This is a genomic window from Ktedonobacter racemifer DSM 44963 (genome assembly GCF_000178855.1).
Taxonomy (GTDB): Bacteria; Chloroflexota; Ktedonobacteria; order Ktedonobacterales; family Ktedonobacteraceae; genus Ktedonobacter; species Ktedonobacter racemifer.
In genome coordinates this window covers 1,705,969-1,722,902 of the sequence record NZ_ADVG01000002.1, presented here as the reverse complement: position 1 = coordinate 1,722,902, position 16,934 = coordinate 1,705,969, and the positions used below count along the sequence as shown (strand labels likewise).

Here is a 16,934-nt window from a genome sequence, read left to right as displayed (position 1 = left end):
ACTCGTATGACAGGTATCGAATCCAATCGCGACCTTGAGCGCTTGCGCGATTCTATTGAAGGGGCCTGGGAGATCGCCCACGAGTTTGGCCTGGACCCCTTCCCAACGCACTTTGAACTCGTTCCAGCCGCCATCATGTACGAGTTCGCCTCCTATGGCCTGCCGGGACGTTTTAGCCATTGGACACATGGTAAGGCGTATTATCGTCAGAAAATGCAGTATGACCTGGGCTTAAGCAAAATCTATGAGATGGTGGTCAACACCAATCCTAGCTATGCCTTTCTCATGGAGATGAATGACATGCTACAAAATACTTTTGTAGCAGCCCATGTCTTTGGTCATACAGACTTTTTCAAAAATAACGCCTACTTTCAGCATACGTCCAGGCGCATGATCGACAAGGTCAGTATTCATGCCGAGCGGATCGCCAAGTACGAATTCGATCATGGTAAGCAAGAGGTGGAGCGTTTCCTGGATGCGGCCCTCTCCATTCAGGAACATATCGACTACAATCTGCTGCTGCATCACGATCAGGAGTCCAAGGAAAGCAAGTTCGTCAAGCAGTCGACCGATTACGATGATCTCTGGGAACTGGATACGCGTCTGAAGCAGGCGACAGAGGAACATGAAGAGCGCGCGAATAAGCCTGTCAAGTTTCCCGAGAAGCCGGAGAAGGACCTTCTCCTCTTCCTCATGCAGCACTCGCCCCACCTGGAGACCTGGCAGCGCGACATTATCGAAATCGTGCGTAGCGAGATGCTCTACTTTTTTCCCCAGATGCAGACCAAGGTCATGAATGAGGGCTGGGCCTGCCTGGTTGGCGAGAGCCTGGTGCTAACTGAACATGGCCTGCTGCGCTACGATGAGTTGCACAAACGGCTTGCCGAGGGGCAGAGCATCCAGGTTGCCAGCGGTGAGCGACAGTGTGATGTTGTCAGCGATCGGCATATCCAGCGTAACGCCAGGACCATTCGCCTGCGTACCCGTCGAGGGCTGATCCTGGAGGGGGCCGAGGGCCACAAGCTCAGCGTAGGACCAGGGCAGTGGATGGAGCTGAAGGATGTACGCGTGGGGCAGCGCATCCCACTTAGCGTGGGTAGCAATGTCTGGCCTGCTGAGCACGTCACCATTACTCACCCTACGCTGAAAACCTGGGCCACAGTAGAAGACGTCGCGCAGACAGCAGGTGTAGGCGTGCATACAGTTTATCGCTCGCTACGTGGGCAGACCACATATGCTCAGGAGCGTATCACTGAGGCCGTGACGCGTACCGGCTATACAGCGGGAACTGCTGGTAAGGCGCTCTATGCCAGCCGCTTCCCCTTGCAGGCTCCCACGCATGTCACTGAGGAGTTCGCCGAGTTCCTGGGCTACCTGGTCGGTGATGGCAACATTCATAGTCAGAAACAGGCCATTGGCTATACCAGTGGCGATCTCGAACTAGCCAAGCGCTATGCGGAGCTGGTGATGCGCCTCTTTGCCATTGAGGCACGTCCTGTATGGGATGATAAAACTGCGAATGGTAAGGGTGGTCGCTGGCGCGTTGTCTTCTATTCAGCGAACGTGCTGGACCTGCTGCAAACGCTGGGGATCGATTTGCAGGCTAAAGCTCGTACAAAAGCCATTCCTGACGTCATCTTACGTTCGCCCAAATCCGTGGTCAGTGCCTTTTTGCGAGCCTACTTTGACTGCGATGGCTGTGCCTCGCGCAGCGATGGCGTAATTCTCTCAACCTTTAGTGATGAGATCGCGCAGGCGCTCCAGGTGATCTTGCTCAACTACGGTATTCTCTCACGACGTTATGGTGTCAACATTCGTATTAAAGGCCAATCGGCTCGCCTTTTCGCACAGGAGATTGGCTTTAGCCTGGAGCGTAAGCAGCAAAAATTGAGCCAGTACCTGGAGAGCCATCGCTGGTTCTTAATCGAAGATCCAACCGATGAAGTCGTTAGCATTGAGCCTGGGGTTGCTGATGTTTACGATATCACTGTGGAGGAGACGCATCGCTATATCGCTAGTGGCATGCTGCACCACAACAGCATCTGGCACTCGCGTATCATGCGCGAGCTGGGCGATAGAAGCGTGATTACCGATTCGGAGACGATCGAGTTCGCGCAACTCCACTCAGGCGTGCTCTCGCCCTCGAAGACCTCGCTCAACCCGTACTATATCGGTTTCAAGGTCTTTGAGGATATCGAGCAGCGCTGGAACACTCCCAACAAGGAGGAGCAGGACAAGTTTGGGCGCAAGCCAGGGGCGGGCCGAGAGAAAATCTTCGAGGTGCGTGAGCTGGATAACGATGTCTCATTCTTGCGCAACTACCTGACCGAGGATCTCATCAAGGACCTGGATCTCTATCTCTACAAGAAAGAGGGAGATGAGTGGGTCGTTGTAGAGAAAAACTGGCAGAAGGTGCGCGACTCGATTGTGGGTAGCCTGACCAACTTTGGCTATCCCTACCTGGTGGTGGATAACGGCGATTATCGCGGCAATCGCGAACTCTACATCAAACATATGCATGAGGGCCAGGATCTCGACCTCAACTACGCGGAGAAGACCCTGCAGCATGTGTATGTCCTGTGGGGGCGCCCGGTCCACTTGGAGACCATCTTTGATGGCAAGCGTATCCTGCTCTCTTATGACGGTGAGCGCAGCAGTAAGAGTACGTTAGAGAAGTAGAGCTCGCTCTCTAGCACAGCATGAAAGGGTCCCCTCCACAAAAGCAGCCGTGGAGGGGACCCTTTTTTGAGAGAGAAAGTGGAGGTTGGAGAGAACAATTTTGCCCGCCTCGCGCGCTCTCTCATCTGCTAGTGGTTACCAGTAGCGCTCCTCTTTCCAGGGATCGGCGTGATTGTGATAGCCACGAATCTCCCAGAAGCCAGGGCGGTCCTGCTCCATGAACTCCAGCCCATCCAGCCACTTGGCGCTCTTGTAGGCATAGAGCTTGGGAACAATCAGGCGTACAGGGCCACCATGATCACCTGGCAGGTCTTTCTCATCATGTTTGAGTGCGATAAGAACATCGTCATCATCGAGCGCTTCAAGCGGCATATTGGTGGTATAGCCAGTCCAGGAGTGGGCCATCACATAGTGTGCGTTGGCGAGTGGGCGCGCGCGTTGCAGAATCTCGCGGATATGTACGCCCTCCCAGGTATTGTCATAGCGACTCCAGGTGGTCACGCAGTGAAAATCAGCGGTCAGCGTCGTGCGCGGTAATTGGAGAAACTCCTCCCACGTCAGCTCAAATGGCTCTTCGACGAGGCCCGTGACCTTAAAGCGCCAGTCTGGGGGCAAGCCCGCTGGCGTACGCTCGTAGCTGAGTACGGGCCATTTTTTGGTGAGATATTGACCAGATGGTAAGCGATCCTTGCCATCTGGGAGTTTCTCTGTGACTGTTTTGCGACCGAAGAGATTCATCGATAACGGCTCCTTGCTGTGCTTCTTTCATCGTGAAAGATGACTGGCTTGTACAATCTATGTAGACAAAATATCTGCGGAGTTTCCTTCTCTCTATGTCGTCTAAGAATGACGAACTCACATTGTCAATTCAGGTCACCTTTTTTAACGTTTTTATAACAGCGATTATTTCCTCTAGATCTCTCGCCACCAACATCACCTTACCCTTAAAAGGTGTCGCAGACGTTGAGAGTACCTTATAAAGAGAGGCTTGTATCAAAATTTATTGAGCAACCACAAAACTGTCGGGTCAAAGGCTTGATTCTTCGTTTGAAATAGTGGAAGCTATTTACACCTCACACATAGCATAGCACGTATATACATTGAGATTTTTTGCTACGTTAGCAGATATCGTCGTTCATTAGGAGAACTAATCATGGTCATCTTCCTGCTGGCGCTCATTGGCACGGTCATCGTGATGGTGATTTTAACGCTTGGGCGCCTGGTGTTTGGCCGGCGCGAGCGGTTCGAGCGCGGCAAATTTACGCGCTGGTTCCTTGGATATACTATCTTTAATTTCTTATTGAGCCTCTTGATCCTGTACTTCTCGCTTCCGGCCTTGACGGGTCCCTTCTGGGGCTGGCAATGGGTGCTCTGGCCCCTGTTTTTGAGTAGCCTGGGTAACCTCTTTACTTTTGCGGCCCCGGTGATGGAGGCTGCGTCAAGCGCAGCGGGTGGTGTGCGCATCAATTTGCAGCAGTCCTCTATTGGGCGGGCCGCGACTCGCGGGGTCTCGCGTGGCACCATCGCGGCGGGCATCCTAGGCCTGGTGGTGGTTGGCGTTATTGGTATCGCCGCGCCCGCGCTCATCACCATTTTTACAACCTGGTTTGATGTCAATACAAAGGCCCTGGCGGCGATTCCCCAGGTCACGATGCAGGCCAGCGATAAGCTGCCGCCAACCGATCAGAATCATATCGTGCTGGCGAGCAAGAGTGTCGCGGCCTATAAAGGGCAGCAGGTGCTGGGCTCGAATGGGCAGAACCTGGGGTCCGCTTACGGCATTAATTCAGACAGCTATACGCTTCAGTCCATCAAGGGCCACCTCTACTATGTGGCTCCGTTGAGCTACAATAACATCTTTGTAAATCTCTCAAATCCGCGGACGCCCGGATTTGTCGTCGTGGACGCCGAGAATCCCCAGGCCGTACCTAAGCTGTACACCGAGCAGGTTCAGGCGGGTACCTCTCTTGCCTACCTGCCTGGCGCGTTGCTGAACCAGGATCTCCTGCGCCATGTCTACTTGAATGGCTATACTTATGGTAAACTGGTTGACCCAACGCTAGAACTGGATGATAACTATCACCCGTACTGGACGGTCTCGTTGATGCAGCCTATTCGTGGCTATGTTGGCGATGTCCTGACCGAGGTGCTCCTGGTGGATGCGCACACCGGAGTGATTACGAAGTATGCCCCCAACAAGGTTCCCGCCTGGGTGGACCGGGTCATGCCTTCCGATACAGTACAACAGTATCTCTCCTGGTGGGGGCGCTATCATGCCGCGCCCTGGTTTAACCCATCGGGCGCCGGTCAGCAGGTAACCGCGAGCGACCCTGAGTTACTCTACAATAGTGTAGATCGTCCCGTCTGGCTTGTGCCAATGACCTCGTCTTCGAGCAGCGATAATTCAAGTACGGGTGTCTTCCTCTTTGACACGCATAAGAATCAGGCAACCTTCTATCCCTTACAGGGCGTTGGCATCGGTGATAACGTTATTAAGACCTTCCAGTCGACGCGCTCTAACATTCGCAACTATAGCGTGGCAAGCGTGCAGTTATACCAGATCTATGACAGGCCCACCTGGGTCGCGATCTATGTACAGGATACTGGCCCTTCCACCAGTGATACCTCGAATAGTGGTAATAGCGGTGTGGGATCACAGACCACGGGCGCGATCTTTCAGGCGGTAGGTATTGTTGATGCCAGGAACCTGAACGGGAGCAATGTTCAGTTTGATACCTCGCTCTCGCAGGCTTTGCAGGACTACCAGCAGTGGCTGACACAGTCTGGTGGTGGAGGCAATGTACCCGCCACGGGCCAGACACAGACGGTCACGGGCAAGGTCTTACGCGCCTCGGCAGTGCAGCAGGGAAGTAATACCGTGTACTATATCCAGCTTGAGGGGCAGCCGTATATCTTTACTGCTAACCTCTCGCTTTCTCCAAAGCTACCGCTGGTCCAGCCCGGTGACACGGTCACTGGAACATTTGAGAAGACAGATAACCAGGTAGTAAACTTCAAGACCTTTGACGATACCAGCATTAACCTGGGGCAGAGCGGGCCTACCTCAACTCCGACTTCCAGCCCAACGCCGGTATTAACCCCAATCCCAACGACTTCACCTAAGAAGTAAGCCTACTGGGCAGGTAGCATAATGGGTCCTGGCAGCCACAGGCTGCCAGGACCCATTATGCTACTAATAGCCTCGCTGATGCTCGTAGACGTTGCGCAGTGGCTGACCAGCGCGGTAACGACGCAGATTGTCGGAGAAGAGATCGGCCAGGCGAGCCTCATAATGCTCGGTGGCGCCAGAGATATGCGGGGTCAGAATCACGTTGGGAAGATCGTAGAGTGGGCTTTCGGCGGGCAGGGGTTCTGTGGCGGTGACATCCAGGCCCGCGCCAGCGATCCAGCCCTCTTGGAGCGCGCGCAGCAAGACCTCCTCGTCAATGACTTTGCCACGGGCGATGTTGACCAGGTAGGCATGAGCCTGCATGGCGCGTAGCTCGCGCTCGCCGATCAGTTTCTCTGTGTCCCGAGTAAGGGGAACGGCGATGACGACATAGTCACTCTGCTGCAATACCTCAAGCATACGGCTCTGGGGGAAGAGCTGATCGACATCGGGGTCTTGCTCTCCATCTTTAGCCGAGTGGCGGGTTGCCAGTACTCGCATGCCAAAGGCGCGCGCGACCTGGGCGATGCGACGCCCAATATTGCCCATGCCGATGATGGCGAGCGTTTGCCCATGGAGTTCACGCTCGCGGAAGGGCACCTGGTAGGTTTCGGGGAAATACAGCTCTATGTTGCGCGGCCAGGCATGCCGCCTCTGCATATCGACCAGTTGAGGCCAGGCTCGATTAAACATGATCATGCTGCCAAAGACATACTCGCTAATATTCGTGACATGAATACCCGAGCCAGTGGTGACGAGAACGCCACTGTCGGGGGTGAGAATGCTGTTCTCGCGCAGGCTATCGATGCCTGCGGCAGGTGACTGGAGCCAGCGAAGCCTTGGCGCCATCTCACGCCAGTTTTTTGGCAGGAAGCCGCAGATAATTTCGGCGTCTTTGACGCTACGGTTAAACTCCTCTCTATCCTCTATGACGTGAATATCAGTTTGTGCCGCAGCGCGCAACTTCTCCAATGAGGTCTGGCTAAAGCCAAAGCGGCTAACAATCGGGGGATAAGCTGTCATATAATACCATCCTTAATTTTTAGGGTCCATGCTGACATGGACTTCTCCTGCTCGCGCAGAGTCCATGCCAGCATGGACCCTACATCTGCATATTTTTTAGAACTATTCGGCAGTAGAGACGTTTGCCTGGCGTCGGTGGATGAGCCATTCGACGCCGAAATCGACGAGAGGGCGTTGGCGTAGGAGGCGGCACGTGGCTGAGCCAACCTGACCGATGATAGCAGCTCTTGAATGCTCAAAATCCGCTCCCAGCTCGGGAAAGATGTCGGAGTCGATATCAATATCTCGATAGGTTTTCCAGACCCGCTGGCCATTTTCAATAATGGGCGCGGCCCGCTCGATCTCACTCCCGCTGGGGGCGCGATACTCGGCCAGGTGGAGCGTTGTGCAACTATCATAGCCTACTCCTAGGAGTAGGATGGAGCCATCTAACTCGTACATGCGAGCCAGGGGAGAGCCCTCACCCAGGCCATAATCCAGGCTGTGATGCGCAATAATACGTTCCGCGTGCTTTCCCCAGGCCGCGAAGGAGACATTGGGGTGCGCGCTACGCAGCGTGTCAGGGTGGGCGCGAAAGACCTCTACGACCGCGCCCATCCCGCGCGTGGGGGTAAGATGTGGATCATAGGCAGGCATCGTCTCCTGAATGATTGGCCACCATTCGCGAGGTACGGGCGGACGTTGCCAGTGGGTTGGGTCGGAGAGGTCACCGCTCTGGGTGGGCATGACCAGCGTCCCCTCGCTAGTCAGGACGTCCATCAAGGCCTGTACGACCGCCACAGCCCCGCCACAGACCCAGCCAAGCGAGCTAAGGGAGGAATGGACCAGAAGTGTCATGCTTGGCTGTACACCTAGCTGGCGCAGATCGTGCGCCAGGCTCTGGCGCGTGCGTGGCTTGGGTGTCTCTTGAATCATTGTGTGTTCGCTCACGAGAAAATATCCTTTGCATTGTTGCGTCTCTCTGCTTGGTATTATACATAGAAATGGATGATGAAGGCGATTGCGGGCCATTGTCTGCAATCGCCTTCATCATCCATTTCTATGACCCACAGGCTATTTGTCGTTTCTTCGATATCTCGCGCGTTTGTGCCAGCTAATTTGTCCACATTGGCTTGAGAGGCGCCTTCATGCCTGTTGACCTCTCAGATAAATTGGCGTGGCATCTTACTTCATCTATTCACTTCTGTTCAGAGGCGGTGAAATGGCCAGTCTTTCTCTCATAAAATGGCGCGCCTCTCTCGAAAACCGCTTCCGAAGCAGCGTGAGTTTCTGTAAGCATAACTTCGCCCGAATCCCAGTTTGACGATATCTTCGCCAGTTTTGACTTGCGACAGATAAAAGCCCCTTTCGGCAAGAAAATGAGCCAAACGACATTGCCTTCTGCTCTCGCGATGAGTTTGGGATCAATTCGCCGTCCTATGAGTGAAAAGTGTTTACGATACTTGAAAAGGGCATCAATTATTAAAATTGGAAAGTGGTCGCTTGTTTGACAATCCTTCTCCATTCTGAACCAGATGGAAGGGTGGCTTGGCCTGATTGGAAAATCAATCAAGGACAAGCAAAAGCGATGACTTTTTTGATTACTAATTGGCAGCGATTCTAAGGTTATCAAGTTATCAAAAACATGAAAAGTGATCGATCTCATAGTAACCGTCATCTTCACCCAGGCGCGAGGTGCCTGGATGAAGGAAGCGAAAGTCGAAAGGACACCATCTTATGCGCAAAATTATCGAATCTACCCTGATCTCAGTAGACGGCGTTTTCGCAGGAACAAACTTCTCGGAGTTTTTTGCGTACCAGGACGAGACGTATCTGGGGGACGGATTGGGTCTTCTGCTCTCCAGTGACGCAATCTTAATGGGGCGCAATACCTACGAGAGTTGGGTAAAGATATGGCCCGGAAGCACCCATCTGTGGGCAGAGAGGCTCAATGCGATCCCGAAATATGTGTTTTCCTCGACATTGGAAACAGCCGCATGGAACAACTCGACCCTCGTTCGAGGCGATGTGGTGGCTGAGGTGAGCCGGCTCAAGCAGCAGGAAGGAGGCAATCTGCTCATCTTTGGTCATGGTCTTCTTGGTGAAACGCTGCTCAAGCACCACTTGCTCGATGTGCTGGATCTCTCGGTCCATCCGCTGGTTCTGGGTCACGGGAGGCAGTTCTTCCGGGAGGACGAAAACGCCAAATTGAGGTTCGTTGCGGCCAAGAGCTTCTCGACAGGCATTGTCACGCTCACCTATGAACCACAATCTGAAGGGAGGTAGGGACACACGATGAGCCAATGCCGGTTTTTCCGGCGCATATCTTCGCCCAAATCACATCTATGAGCGAAATGAAAAAAGGAGAGAAAAATGGGAGCGTTACTTTCGAATAAAAATGCGGTTATCTACGGGGCTGGTGGAGCTATTGGCGGTGCTGTTGCTCGCGCCTTTGCCTGCGAGGGTGCCACGGTCTTCTTGACTGGACGCGACCTTAAAGAGGTGGAATCGGTGGCCGATGAAATCAGAGCCGCTGGGGGTAAAGCCGAAGCGGCACAAGTCGATGCGCTCGACGAAGCTGCCATAGATAAGCATCTCAGCGACATGGAGGCTTCGGCCGGTAGCGTTGACATCTCGTTCAACGCGGTCGGCATCCCGGATACGAAGATTCTGGGTGTCCCTCTGGCCGAGCTGGATGCCAGGCAGTTCTCCCTGCCGATCACGACCTACACGACGTCGTACTTCCTGACCGCACGCCAGGCCGCAAGGCACATGATCCCGAATAAATCGGGGGTGATCATGACCGTTACCGCACTCCCCTCACGGATGGGCTCCCGATTGAACGGAGGCTACGGTTCGGCGCAGGCCGCCAAGGAGGCACTCACTCGAGATCTATCCGCCGAGCTCGCACCTCAGGGCATTCGCGTGGTCGGTCTGCGGCCACACGGCATGCCGGAGACAAACAGGATGAAGGAAGCCTTCGATGCCAAGGCATCGGGCATGACCTGGGAACAGTTCCAGGGGTACCTCGCCAGCACGACCCACCCGCGACGGGTCATGACGCTCGAGGAGATGGCAAACATGGCGGTCTTCATGGCGTCCGATAAGGCGAGCGGGATGACGGGAACTACCGTCAATTTGACCATGGGCAGCCTGGATGACTAGCGTCATTGTCCGGAGCTTCATTCCGGCGTACCTCGATCATCGGGTCGGCAGAAACGATGCATGGCCTGCTGGCAACGCTGCATCAAAGTAGTGAAGAGCTTCTGGCACCAGAACCAGCAAGCCATACAGTCGATATGTATGATTGCCCTGGGGTGAAAGAAGCGCCAGGTACTATCGTCATACGTGAGAGAGCATACCTAGCCCTCCCTGGGCTAGATATGCTCTCTCACGTATGGAAGGGTGGGCGGCAGGGCGAAGGACGAGAAGCTGGACAGTTCCAGGAACGTGACCATGTTTGCGATCTGCCCTTCCACCACACCCAGCACCATCAGACCAAAGAGCTGATAGCTGTCGGCCTGGGCCTCCTGCCGGTAGAGCCCGAAAGCCGGGCTGCCATTGGCGCGTGTCGGAAGCAGGCGCCAGTGCCTTCCAGGCACGCGGATCCTTGTCGAGAGTTCTGTGGCGATGGCTGCTCGTCCCTGGAGCCAGACGGGAAGCGGCGGCATGGTGAACCAGGCGTCCTCTCGCAACAGCGCCACCAAGCCAGGGATGTCCGCCTGCTCCCAGGACGTCACATAGCGGTCAAGCAGGGATTGGAATTGAGGGATTGGGAGAGCGGTCTCTTTCTCTGAGGGGCTGTTGCACTCCTGCAAAGCGCGTCGGGCCCGCTGGAGACCGGAATTGACAGCGGCGACCGAGAGGTTGAGCCATTCGGCCACCTCGCTGGCGGGCCATTCCAACACCTCGCGCAAGAGAAGAATGGCCCGCTGCGCTGGCGTTAAGCGCTGCAGCGCCACCAGAAAAGCCAGGGTGGTTCGTTCGTTCCTCTCCGCTCGGTCTTGCGGATCACTGTGCTGAGAGGCTTCCAGATCATCAGGGAATGGCTCAAGCCAGATTGGCTCCCGCACTCGTTGCGGGGAGGGACTATTGGGATCACTCCCCGGGTGTGTCTGTGTGGGCAGAGATCGTCGAGGAGCACTCCTGAGCCGATTCAGGCAGAGATTGGTGGCGATACGGTACAACCAGGCCCGGTATGATGCCGGACTCGTGAGGGTGGTGCGTTTCTCCCAGGCGCGTAGCAGGGTTTCTTGCACCAGATCTTCGGCGTCATGGAATGAGCCCAGCATCTGATAACAATGCACAAGCAGCTCGCGCCGGTATGCGCTCACCAACGCCTCGAACGCATTCTGATCGCCCGCCTGAGCGGCGAATACCAGGGCGGTTTGGGTTGACATTTCCATTGCAGTCTCTCTTCCTCTCGTCTGGCGGCCATCTGGTCCGGCCTGTTGACCTGTGTTTGAGCCTCGATGCCGCAGGATATGGTGGGTCTGCTTTACCTCAGCAAATCAACCTTTTTCAGGCATTTCTTGGCGCATTCTCCAAATATCTTGGCGAACGTGTTGCGGAATCTGACACGTGAAGAGAAATGGGAAACAGCAAGAGCGTTCTTTGCGATGCTACGCCATATTATGAGAGAAGCCGATTCGCTGAACGCGCAGGGCCTCGTGGCAGATTATCTGGAAAACCGTGTTTTTCTCCCGATAAATGACACTATTTGAGGGGGAGCTTGGCGCGCTCATACTGGCGAGGCCAGGCGATATCATGGCCCAGCTCATGCGCGGCGCGCAGCGGCCAGTGAGGATCGCGTAGCAACTCACGCGCCAGGGCGATCACATCCGCCTCGCCGCTGGCTACAACCTCATTGGCATGTGTAGGCTCTGTAATTAAGCCAACAGCGGCGGTGGGAACGCCAGCCTCGCGCCGTACTTGCTCGGCGAAGGGGATCTGGTAGCCTGGCTTGAGCGGAATCTTTGCCAGGGCATTGCCGCCAGAGGAGACGTCTACTAAGTCAACACCATGCGCTTTGAGTGCCCTGGAGATCTCAACTGTCTCCTCAATGGTGAGTCCACCCTCGGTCCAGTCGCTGGCGGAGAGGCGCACGAGCAACGGCAGGTGCTCAGGCCAGACCTGGCGTATGGCATCAGTGACCTCGAGTAGGAAGCGCATGCGGTTCTCTAGCGAGCCACCATACTCATCCGTGCGTTTATTGGAGAGAGGTGATAGGAACTCGTGGGCAAGATAGCCATGAGCACCGTGGATCTCGACGATCTCAAATCCCGCCTTTAAGGCGCGCTCGGCAGCGATCTTAAAGCTGGTGACGACCTGCTGGATCTCTTCGTGTGTCAACTCCTGAGGAAGAGGATAGTTCTCAGAGAAGCGTACCGCGCTGGGGCCGATGGTTTGCCAGCGGCCATCTTCTGAGGCCAGCTCGCCGCTTCCGCTCCATGGACGATAGGTGCTTGCTTTTCTACCCGCATGAGCTAACTGGATCGCCGGCGAGGCTCCCTGCTCTTTGATAAAGCGGGTAATGCGTGCCAGGGGCGCGATATGCTCGTCGCGATAAATACCCAGATCCTGGGGCGAGATACGTCCCCGCGCCTCGACTGCGGCTGCCTCCGTCATAACCAGTGCGGCCCCTCCAACGGCAAAGCTGCCCAGATTGACGAGGTGCCAGTCATTGGCGAAGCCATCTTCAGCCGAGTACTGGCACATAGGCGCGACCATGACACGGTTGCGCAGCGTGATGCCACGAAGCTGAAAGGGACGGAAAAGGGGGGGAATGCTGCTCTCTTGACCAGGCGTCAGCGTAGCTTCTTCAGCTATATGCATAGATAAAACAACTCCTTGACAACGAATCTATGTGAAGCGAGTAGAGAAAACACGCTTGTATGGTTTGTTTAGAGTACCTAAGTTTCGCCCAAAATAACAACAATCTGGAAGGGAGCAAGCAGCTCCTGCAAGGGATAGAGGAGTGAGTGAGCCAGGGGAGCGTCCTGATTGAGCTCGATCTCAACCACCTGATGCAACGCATTGAAACGGAGCAAACCGCTGACATGAAAGACATCACGCACCATACGCAAGATGCCATAACGATGGATTTTTGGGCTGTTCAGCCAGCGACGTGCCCAGACCACCACGTTGTGAGCCAGTGAGCCGAGCAGCGCCAGCATGTACTGCGCCTCAAAGCGCTTCTTATTGCGTTTCGTCAGTCCCAATCCCTGTTTATCACCCTTGAAGGAGGTTTCGATGCCTCCACCACGCTGATCATAAAAGGTCACATAGGCCAAGAGCACCGCCGTGGGATCAGCCGCTTGCGATGCCTCCCATCCCAGAAGGGGAAGAACCTGCTCAATCGAGAGCGAACACATCAGAATGCCATAAGCAAATGTGCCATCTCTTCTGCGACAGCGTACCGCAATACGTCGCATGGGACGGACGTAGCCAGCGGCTTCCTCGCTCACCCAGCCAAAGGAACGTTCCGACCAGGTGGGGTCCTGGACCCATTCCTTGACCGTTTGAGACAGTCGCGTGATACGTCGTCCCGAGTATTCTTTCGCCATGACCTCGTAGCCTCGGGAGAGCAGCCAATTGAGGTCGTCCTCGGTTCCCGCACCTGCATCGACACGGATAATGGTCCGTCTGCGTTTGGCATCGTCCAATTGCAAGGTCGTCTCAGCAGTCTCTACCAGCGGTTGCAGAGCCTTGATCAGTTGGACATTGCCTGCAAAAAGCTGATCGACCACGACTTCTTCATACTGGGTCGCCAGCACACGACCCAATTGCCGCCCTCGGCGATGATAGAGTCCTGCAAAATAGCCGCGCGTGGCAAACGCCGCTTTTGGTCCACAAGGCATGCCCGTCAGGTCCACGTCCAAGAGTTGAAAAGCGGCCTGATAGTCATGATGAAAGCCTTGGCTCTGAGCGCGGTAGATCTCATCGAGCGCCTGATGCAACTGAAGGACATTTTCCTCAGCACAGGCAGAAAGCGTCTCTTGCACCACCGACTGCTCAGCACAAGAGGTTCGACCGAAGGCTCGTTGCAAGCCCGGATCGGCTCGCAGCCGACTGTTGATTTCTACCAGTCCATGGGCTCCAGCCAACAGACTGATAAACGCATCCATCAGCTTGTCGAGAGGCGTATGCTTGATGGTTTTCTGCCTGATCTGCACTCTCTTGCGGATCGGGCTCAAGACATCCAATTGCTGCAATTTGGCTCCTATGGCGGCCAGGATGGCGCATCCAGTGAAATGGTTCGTTGTTGTTGTGATAGACTCGTTCATGGTGATACTCCTTTTTCTAATGAAAGCTCCTTTGTTCCTTCATTAGCTATGGAGTATCGCTCTGCTTTTTGCAAGCTCTGCACTGGCTCGCTGGACTGTCGTCAATTTGGGCGAAACTTAGGTAGAGTAAATTACTTATGAATACAAACAGCGAAGTTGCCAATGGTTATTCCCATGCAATTGACCAGTGCACTCGACAAATTGTAGGGTCCAAGCTTGCTTGGACTTTGTACTCGACAAATTGTAGGGTCCAAGTTTGCTTAGACTTTGTACGGGAGCAGAAAAGAAGCCCCCGCCCCTGATAGGGGGGAGAGGCTTCCGTGTAGTACAGGAAGGCATTCAGTCCACGGAGGAAGTGGTGGAATGGCGTATGCTAGGACGAGACGGTGAAGGCCGCATCGTCGATGAAAAAGGCGCTCGGGGCGCTGGCGTTGCCCTGGCTTTTCCAGACGACCTGCACCTGCTGGCCCTTAAAGGGAAGCAGGGCCTTGCTGACATCTCCGCTGACTTGCTGCCAGTCGCTGTTGGCGTTACAACTGGTGGCAACTTTGGTAATGACCTGCCCTCTGGTATCGCTGATCTGGGCTGTCAGTGTATCGTTGCAGCTCCCATTCTCACCCGTGGCGCCACTGAGCCAGAAGCTAAGCGTCATACTCTTGGCATTACCTGGGAGCGTAATGGTCTGAGAAAGCTGGTCGTCGCAGTTGTTATAGCCACAGAAGTAGCCGCTCGCGCTTCCACCATGCACACGCGTACCATCGATAAGCTGGAAGCCTGCTGCGGAACTCTCCTGCCAACCAGTCTGACCCTTTTCAAAGTTGCCATTATTCAGGAGTTGTGTCGTCGTGGTGCCGCCAGTACCCCCACCTCCCCCGCCGCCAGTTTCGCCATTGGCCAGGTCCTGGGCAATATTCCCGGCATCGGGTGTTCCCATGCCGCTGGCAAGGTCGTAGCCCTGGGTGGCTGGATAATGCAGGTTATTGCCAGTTGTGATGTCATGGTAGGGAGGCAGGGTCTGCTGCGCTGTAAAGAGGCTATAGAGCGCGGTGTGGGCATTGCCTAGCGTGGGTTTATTCTGTCCCTGTAGAGACTGGTTGATGTCCGTGGTGATGCCAGCCCAGAGCGGAGCTGCCGCGCTGGTGCCTCCAACGACTCCCCATTGCCCGGTGACAAACACGGAGTAGCCAGTATTGGGATCGGCATCGGCAGAGACATCTGGAACTGTGCGATTGGCGTTCTTCTGTACGCCATTCTGATAGGCGGGGCGGGTGAAGTGGTTACTGATGCCGCCACCGCCACCAACGCCCTTCGGGCCACGTCCCTGAGAGTTGGGATTACTCCAGACCGACTCGCTCTGGTAGGCCCCATTTGCGTCTACCTGGAGGGCGGTACCACCAACCCCTACGACATTAGGATCGCTTGCCGGGGAGTCCACCGCCAGTTGATTGTCGTTGCAATCATAGGCCCCCGAATCACCCGAGGCCGCGAAAAATGCCTGCCCCTGGGCTGCTCCCTGCTTAAAGATGTTGCTCAAGCTGTCAAGCATAGAATTGCCTGAGCTTGTCTCACAGAGGCCCCAACTGATGCTGACCACTTTGGCGGTATTATCGGTGACAATCTTATTATAGGTATCGATGACCCCAGCGTTACTATTAGGGCCGATGTAGATTTTCTGGTTGGCGCCAGGAGCGATGGCCGAGACCACCTCCATGTCGAGTTCAACCTCGATTGCGCCCTGCCCCGCTGTATTGGTCGCGCCATCGACCAGGACATTGGAGTAGCGGGGCGCGCCCAGGTCATACTGCTGTAGGTATGTATTAACGTCAGTCGGAGTATAGCCGTCCAGCTCAAAGAGGGCGACTGTTTGATTGGTCCCGTTGTTGCCTGCCTGGAGCAATGGGTTCACATCATAGGCTGTGCGCAGGTCAGTCGGAGTAAAGCCGCCCTGGGGACCCTGGCGTGGTTTCTTAGGATTGGGCTGTAACTGGGCATAGTGGTGATAGCGTGCCACGCTCTCTAGGCCCGCCACATTGGAGATCATACCCGCCATATCGGCTGGCACCGAGGGATCATTGAGAGGTGCATAGGCGACGCGGCCATCGATATTGTAATCCGAGATGGAGACACTGAACGCCTTCTCTACGTTGTCCATCGACCCACGTACATTGATGATCTGCCTGTTTGTAGATACATCGACAATTTGCAATCCATTGCTGCGCAAATATGCCGTGACCCGCTCTACATCCTCTTGCGTTGGGGCGAAGCGACGCATAAAATCCTGCGAGGTCAGGTAGTGGTGATAGAGCGTGGATTGGGGATTGTTTTGTGCGGCGAGCAAGGCGTCCAACTGGGCCTGGTTGCGCAAATTGAGTGAGACCGCCAGGCGCATCTCTTGCTGCCCATTGGAGGCGTGCATGGGAGTATATCTCTTCATAGCTGGCGCGATATGACCCAGCAACTTGTAGCGTTGACCAGCCAGGCGTCCCTGGTAGGGGCCGTTCGCCGAGGCCGCGAGATGGTTCCCTACAACCTGGGCTACTACAATCGCCCCGATGAGGAAAGCCAGGGCGAGCAGTGCCAGGGGGAGAGACCATGTACGTTTTGAAACCTGCATGTAAGCTCCTTTGATACAATGCCTTGCTTCCCACAAGTGCCTCATCGAAAACCTGAGAGCGTGAGCGCTAGCCGCGAGAGCGGCGTTGGTTTTCGCATAAGGAGTAATAGATGGCAAGCAAAAAGACGTTCACGAGAACATGTCGCGGCTGAATGCTGTCCGCGTACTGCTTGTGTAGCAGTCT

Annotated in this window: 13 protein-coding genes; 5 read left to right on the top strand and 8 right to left on the bottom strand. The window is 55.1% G+C overall.

Going from position 1 to position 16,934, the window contains the following annotated elements:
• The first annotated feature begins 6 nt into the window (after positions 1 to 6).
• Positions 7 to 2,679, top strand: coding sequence for a SpoVR family protein (locus KRAC_RS23730; RefSeq protein WP_007911517.1), 2,673 nt, complete (start codon positions 7 to 9; stop codon positions 2,677 to 2,679).
• A 135-nt stretch (positions 2,680 to 2,814) separates the two neighbouring features.
• On the opposite strand, the gene KRAC_RS23725 is transcribed toward KRAC_RS23730, so the two are convergent.
• Complete coding sequence (locus KRAC_RS23725) at positions 2,815 to 3,417, bottom strand: sulfite oxidase-like oxidoreductase (protein WP_007911516.1); 603 nt, start codon at positions 3,415 to 3,417, stop codon at positions 2,815 to 2,817.
• Positions 3,418 to 3,832: 415 nt separating this feature from the next.
• Here KRAC_RS23725 and KRAC_RS23720 point away from each other — a divergent pair, with 415 nt between their 5' ends.
• Positions 3,833 to 5,809 (top strand): hypothetical protein, encoded by a 1,977-nt coding sequence (locus tag KRAC_RS23720; RefSeq protein WP_007911514.1) that lies wholly within the window; start codon positions 3,833 to 3,835, stop codon positions 5,807 to 5,809.
• A 63-nt stretch (positions 5,810 to 5,872) separates the two neighbouring features.
• Here KRAC_RS23720 and KRAC_RS23715 read toward each other — a convergent pair whose 3' ends face one another.
• The 3 genes from KRAC_RS23715 to KRAC_RS23705 form a co-directional block, all read right to left on the bottom strand.
• Positions 5,873 to 6,871, bottom strand: a complete 999-nt coding sequence (locus KRAC_RS23715) for a D-2-hydroxyacid dehydrogenase (protein ID WP_007911513.1) — start codon at positions 6,869 to 6,871, stop codon at positions 5,873 to 5,875.
• Positions 6,872 to 6,973: 102 nt separating this feature from the next.
• Complete coding sequence (locus tag KRAC_RS23710) at positions 6,974 to 7,801, bottom strand: AAC(3) family N-acetyltransferase (RefSeq protein WP_040444072.1); 828 nt, start codon at positions 7,799 to 7,801, stop codon at positions 6,974 to 6,976.
• A 247-nt stretch (positions 7,802 to 8,048) separates the two neighbouring features.
• The gene (locus tag KRAC_RS23705; RefSeq protein WP_040444071.1) at positions 8,049 to 8,516 is read right to left on the bottom strand and encodes a hypothetical protein; all 468 of its coding nucleotides are present in this window, start codon (positions 8,514 to 8,516) and stop codon (positions 8,049 to 8,051) included.
• Between the two features lie 71 nt (positions 8,517 to 8,587).
• Between KRAC_RS23705 and KRAC_RS23700 the strand changes: the two genes are divergently transcribed.
• Together KRAC_RS23700 and KRAC_RS23695 are read left to right on the top strand one after the other, a co-directional pair.
• Positions 8,588 to 9,136, top strand: a complete 549-nt coding sequence (locus KRAC_RS23700) for a dihydrofolate reductase family protein (protein WP_007911510.1) — start codon at positions 8,588 to 8,590, stop codon at positions 9,134 to 9,136.
• Positions 9,137 to 9,223: 87 nt separating this feature from the next.
• Positions 9,224 to 10,015 (top strand): SDR family NAD(P)-dependent oxidoreductase, encoded by a 792-nt coding sequence (locus KRAC_RS23695; protein ID WP_007911508.1) that lies wholly within the window; start codon positions 9,224 to 9,226, stop codon positions 10,013 to 10,015.
• 212 nt (positions 10,016 to 10,227) lie between these two features.
• Here the strand turns inward: KRAC_RS23695 and KRAC_RS23690 are convergent, their stop codons facing one another.
• Entirely contained in the window at positions 10,228 to 11,250 is a 1,023-nt protein-coding gene (locus KRAC_RS23690) for an RNA polymerase subunit sigma-70 (protein ID WP_169460936.1), read from the bottom strand.
• A 72-nt stretch (positions 11,251 to 11,322) separates the two neighbouring features.
• Here KRAC_RS23690 and KRAC_RS23685 point away from each other — a divergent pair, with 72 nt between their 5' ends.
• Positions 11,323 to 11,574 carry a hypothetical protein gene (locus KRAC_RS23685; RefSeq protein WP_007911505.1) on the top strand — a complete coding sequence of 84 codons (252 nt, stop codon included), beginning with the start codon at positions 11,323 to 11,325 and terminating at the stop codon, positions 11,572 to 11,574.
• Here the strand turns inward: KRAC_RS23685 and KRAC_RS23680 are convergent.
• The 3 genes from KRAC_RS23680 to KRAC_RS23670 all read right to left on the bottom strand — a co-directional run bounded on the left by KRAC_RS23680 (position 11,567) and on the right by KRAC_RS23670 (position 16,750).
• Entirely contained in the window at positions 11,567 to 12,685 is a 1,119-nt protein-coding gene (locus KRAC_RS23680; RefSeq protein WP_007911503.1) for an NADH:flavin oxidoreductase/NADH oxidase, read from the bottom strand. The two genes, KRAC_RS23685 and KRAC_RS23680, sit on opposite strands and share 8 nt — an antisense overlap.
• Positions 12,686 to 12,762: 77 nt before the next feature.
• Positions 12,763 to 14,136, bottom strand: coding sequence for a transposase (locus KRAC_RS23675; RefSeq protein WP_007909494.1), 1,374 nt, complete (start codon positions 14,134 to 14,136; stop codon positions 12,763 to 12,765).
• Positions 14,137 to 14,509: 373 nt separating this feature from the next.
• Positions 14,510 to 16,750 carry a S53 family peptidase gene (locus tag KRAC_RS23670; protein WP_007911501.1) on the bottom strand — a complete coding sequence of 747 codons (2,241 nt, stop codon included), beginning with the start codon at positions 16,748 to 16,750 and terminating at the stop codon, positions 14,510 to 14,512.
• Positions 16,751 to 16,934: the final 184 nt, after the last annotated feature.

Coding starts and splice junctions, on each gene's coding strand:
- KRAC_RS23730 (WP_007911517.1), top strand. CDS start 7: ATGACAGGTATCGAATCCAATCGCGACCTTGAGCGCTTGCGCGATTCT.
- KRAC_RS23725 (WP_007911516.1), bottom strand. CDS start 3,417: ATGAATCTCTTCGGTCGCAAAACAGTCACAGAGAAACTCCCAGATGGC.
- KRAC_RS23720 (WP_007911514.1), top strand. CDS start 3,833: ATGGTCATCTTCCTGCTGGCGCTCATTGGCACGGTCATCGTGATGGTG.
- KRAC_RS23715 (WP_007911513.1), bottom strand. CDS start 6,871: ATGACAGCTTATCCCCCGATTGTTAGCCGCTTTGGCTTTAGCCAGACC.
- KRAC_RS23705 (WP_040444071.1), bottom strand. CDS start 8,516: ATGAGATCGATCACTTTTCATGTTTTTGATAACTTGATAACCTTAGAA.
- KRAC_RS23700 (WP_007911510.1), top strand. CDS start 8,588: ATGCGCAAAATTATCGAATCTACCCTGATCTCAGTAGACGGCGTTTTC.
- KRAC_RS23695 (WP_007911508.1), top strand. CDS start 9,224: ATGGGAGCGTTACTTTCGAATAAAAATGCGGTTATCTACGGGGCTGGT.
- KRAC_RS23690 (WP_169460936.1), bottom strand. CDS start 11,250: ATGTCAACCCAAACCGCCCTGGTATTCGCCGCTCAGGCGGGCGATCAG.
- KRAC_RS23685 (WP_007911505.1), top strand. CDS start 11,323: ATGCCGCAGGATATGGTGGGTCTGCTTTACCTCAGCAAATCAACCTTT.
- KRAC_RS23680 (WP_007911503.1), bottom strand. CDS start 12,685: ATGCATATAGCTGAAGAAGCTACGCTGACGCCTGGTCAAGAGAGCAGC.
- KRAC_RS23675 (WP_007909494.1), bottom strand. CDS start 14,136: ATGAACGAGTCTATCACAACAACAACGAACCATTTCACTGGATGCGCC.
- KRAC_RS23670 (WP_007911501.1), bottom strand. CDS start 16,750: ATGCAGGTTTCAAAACGTACATGGTCTCTCCCCCTGGCACTGCTCGCC.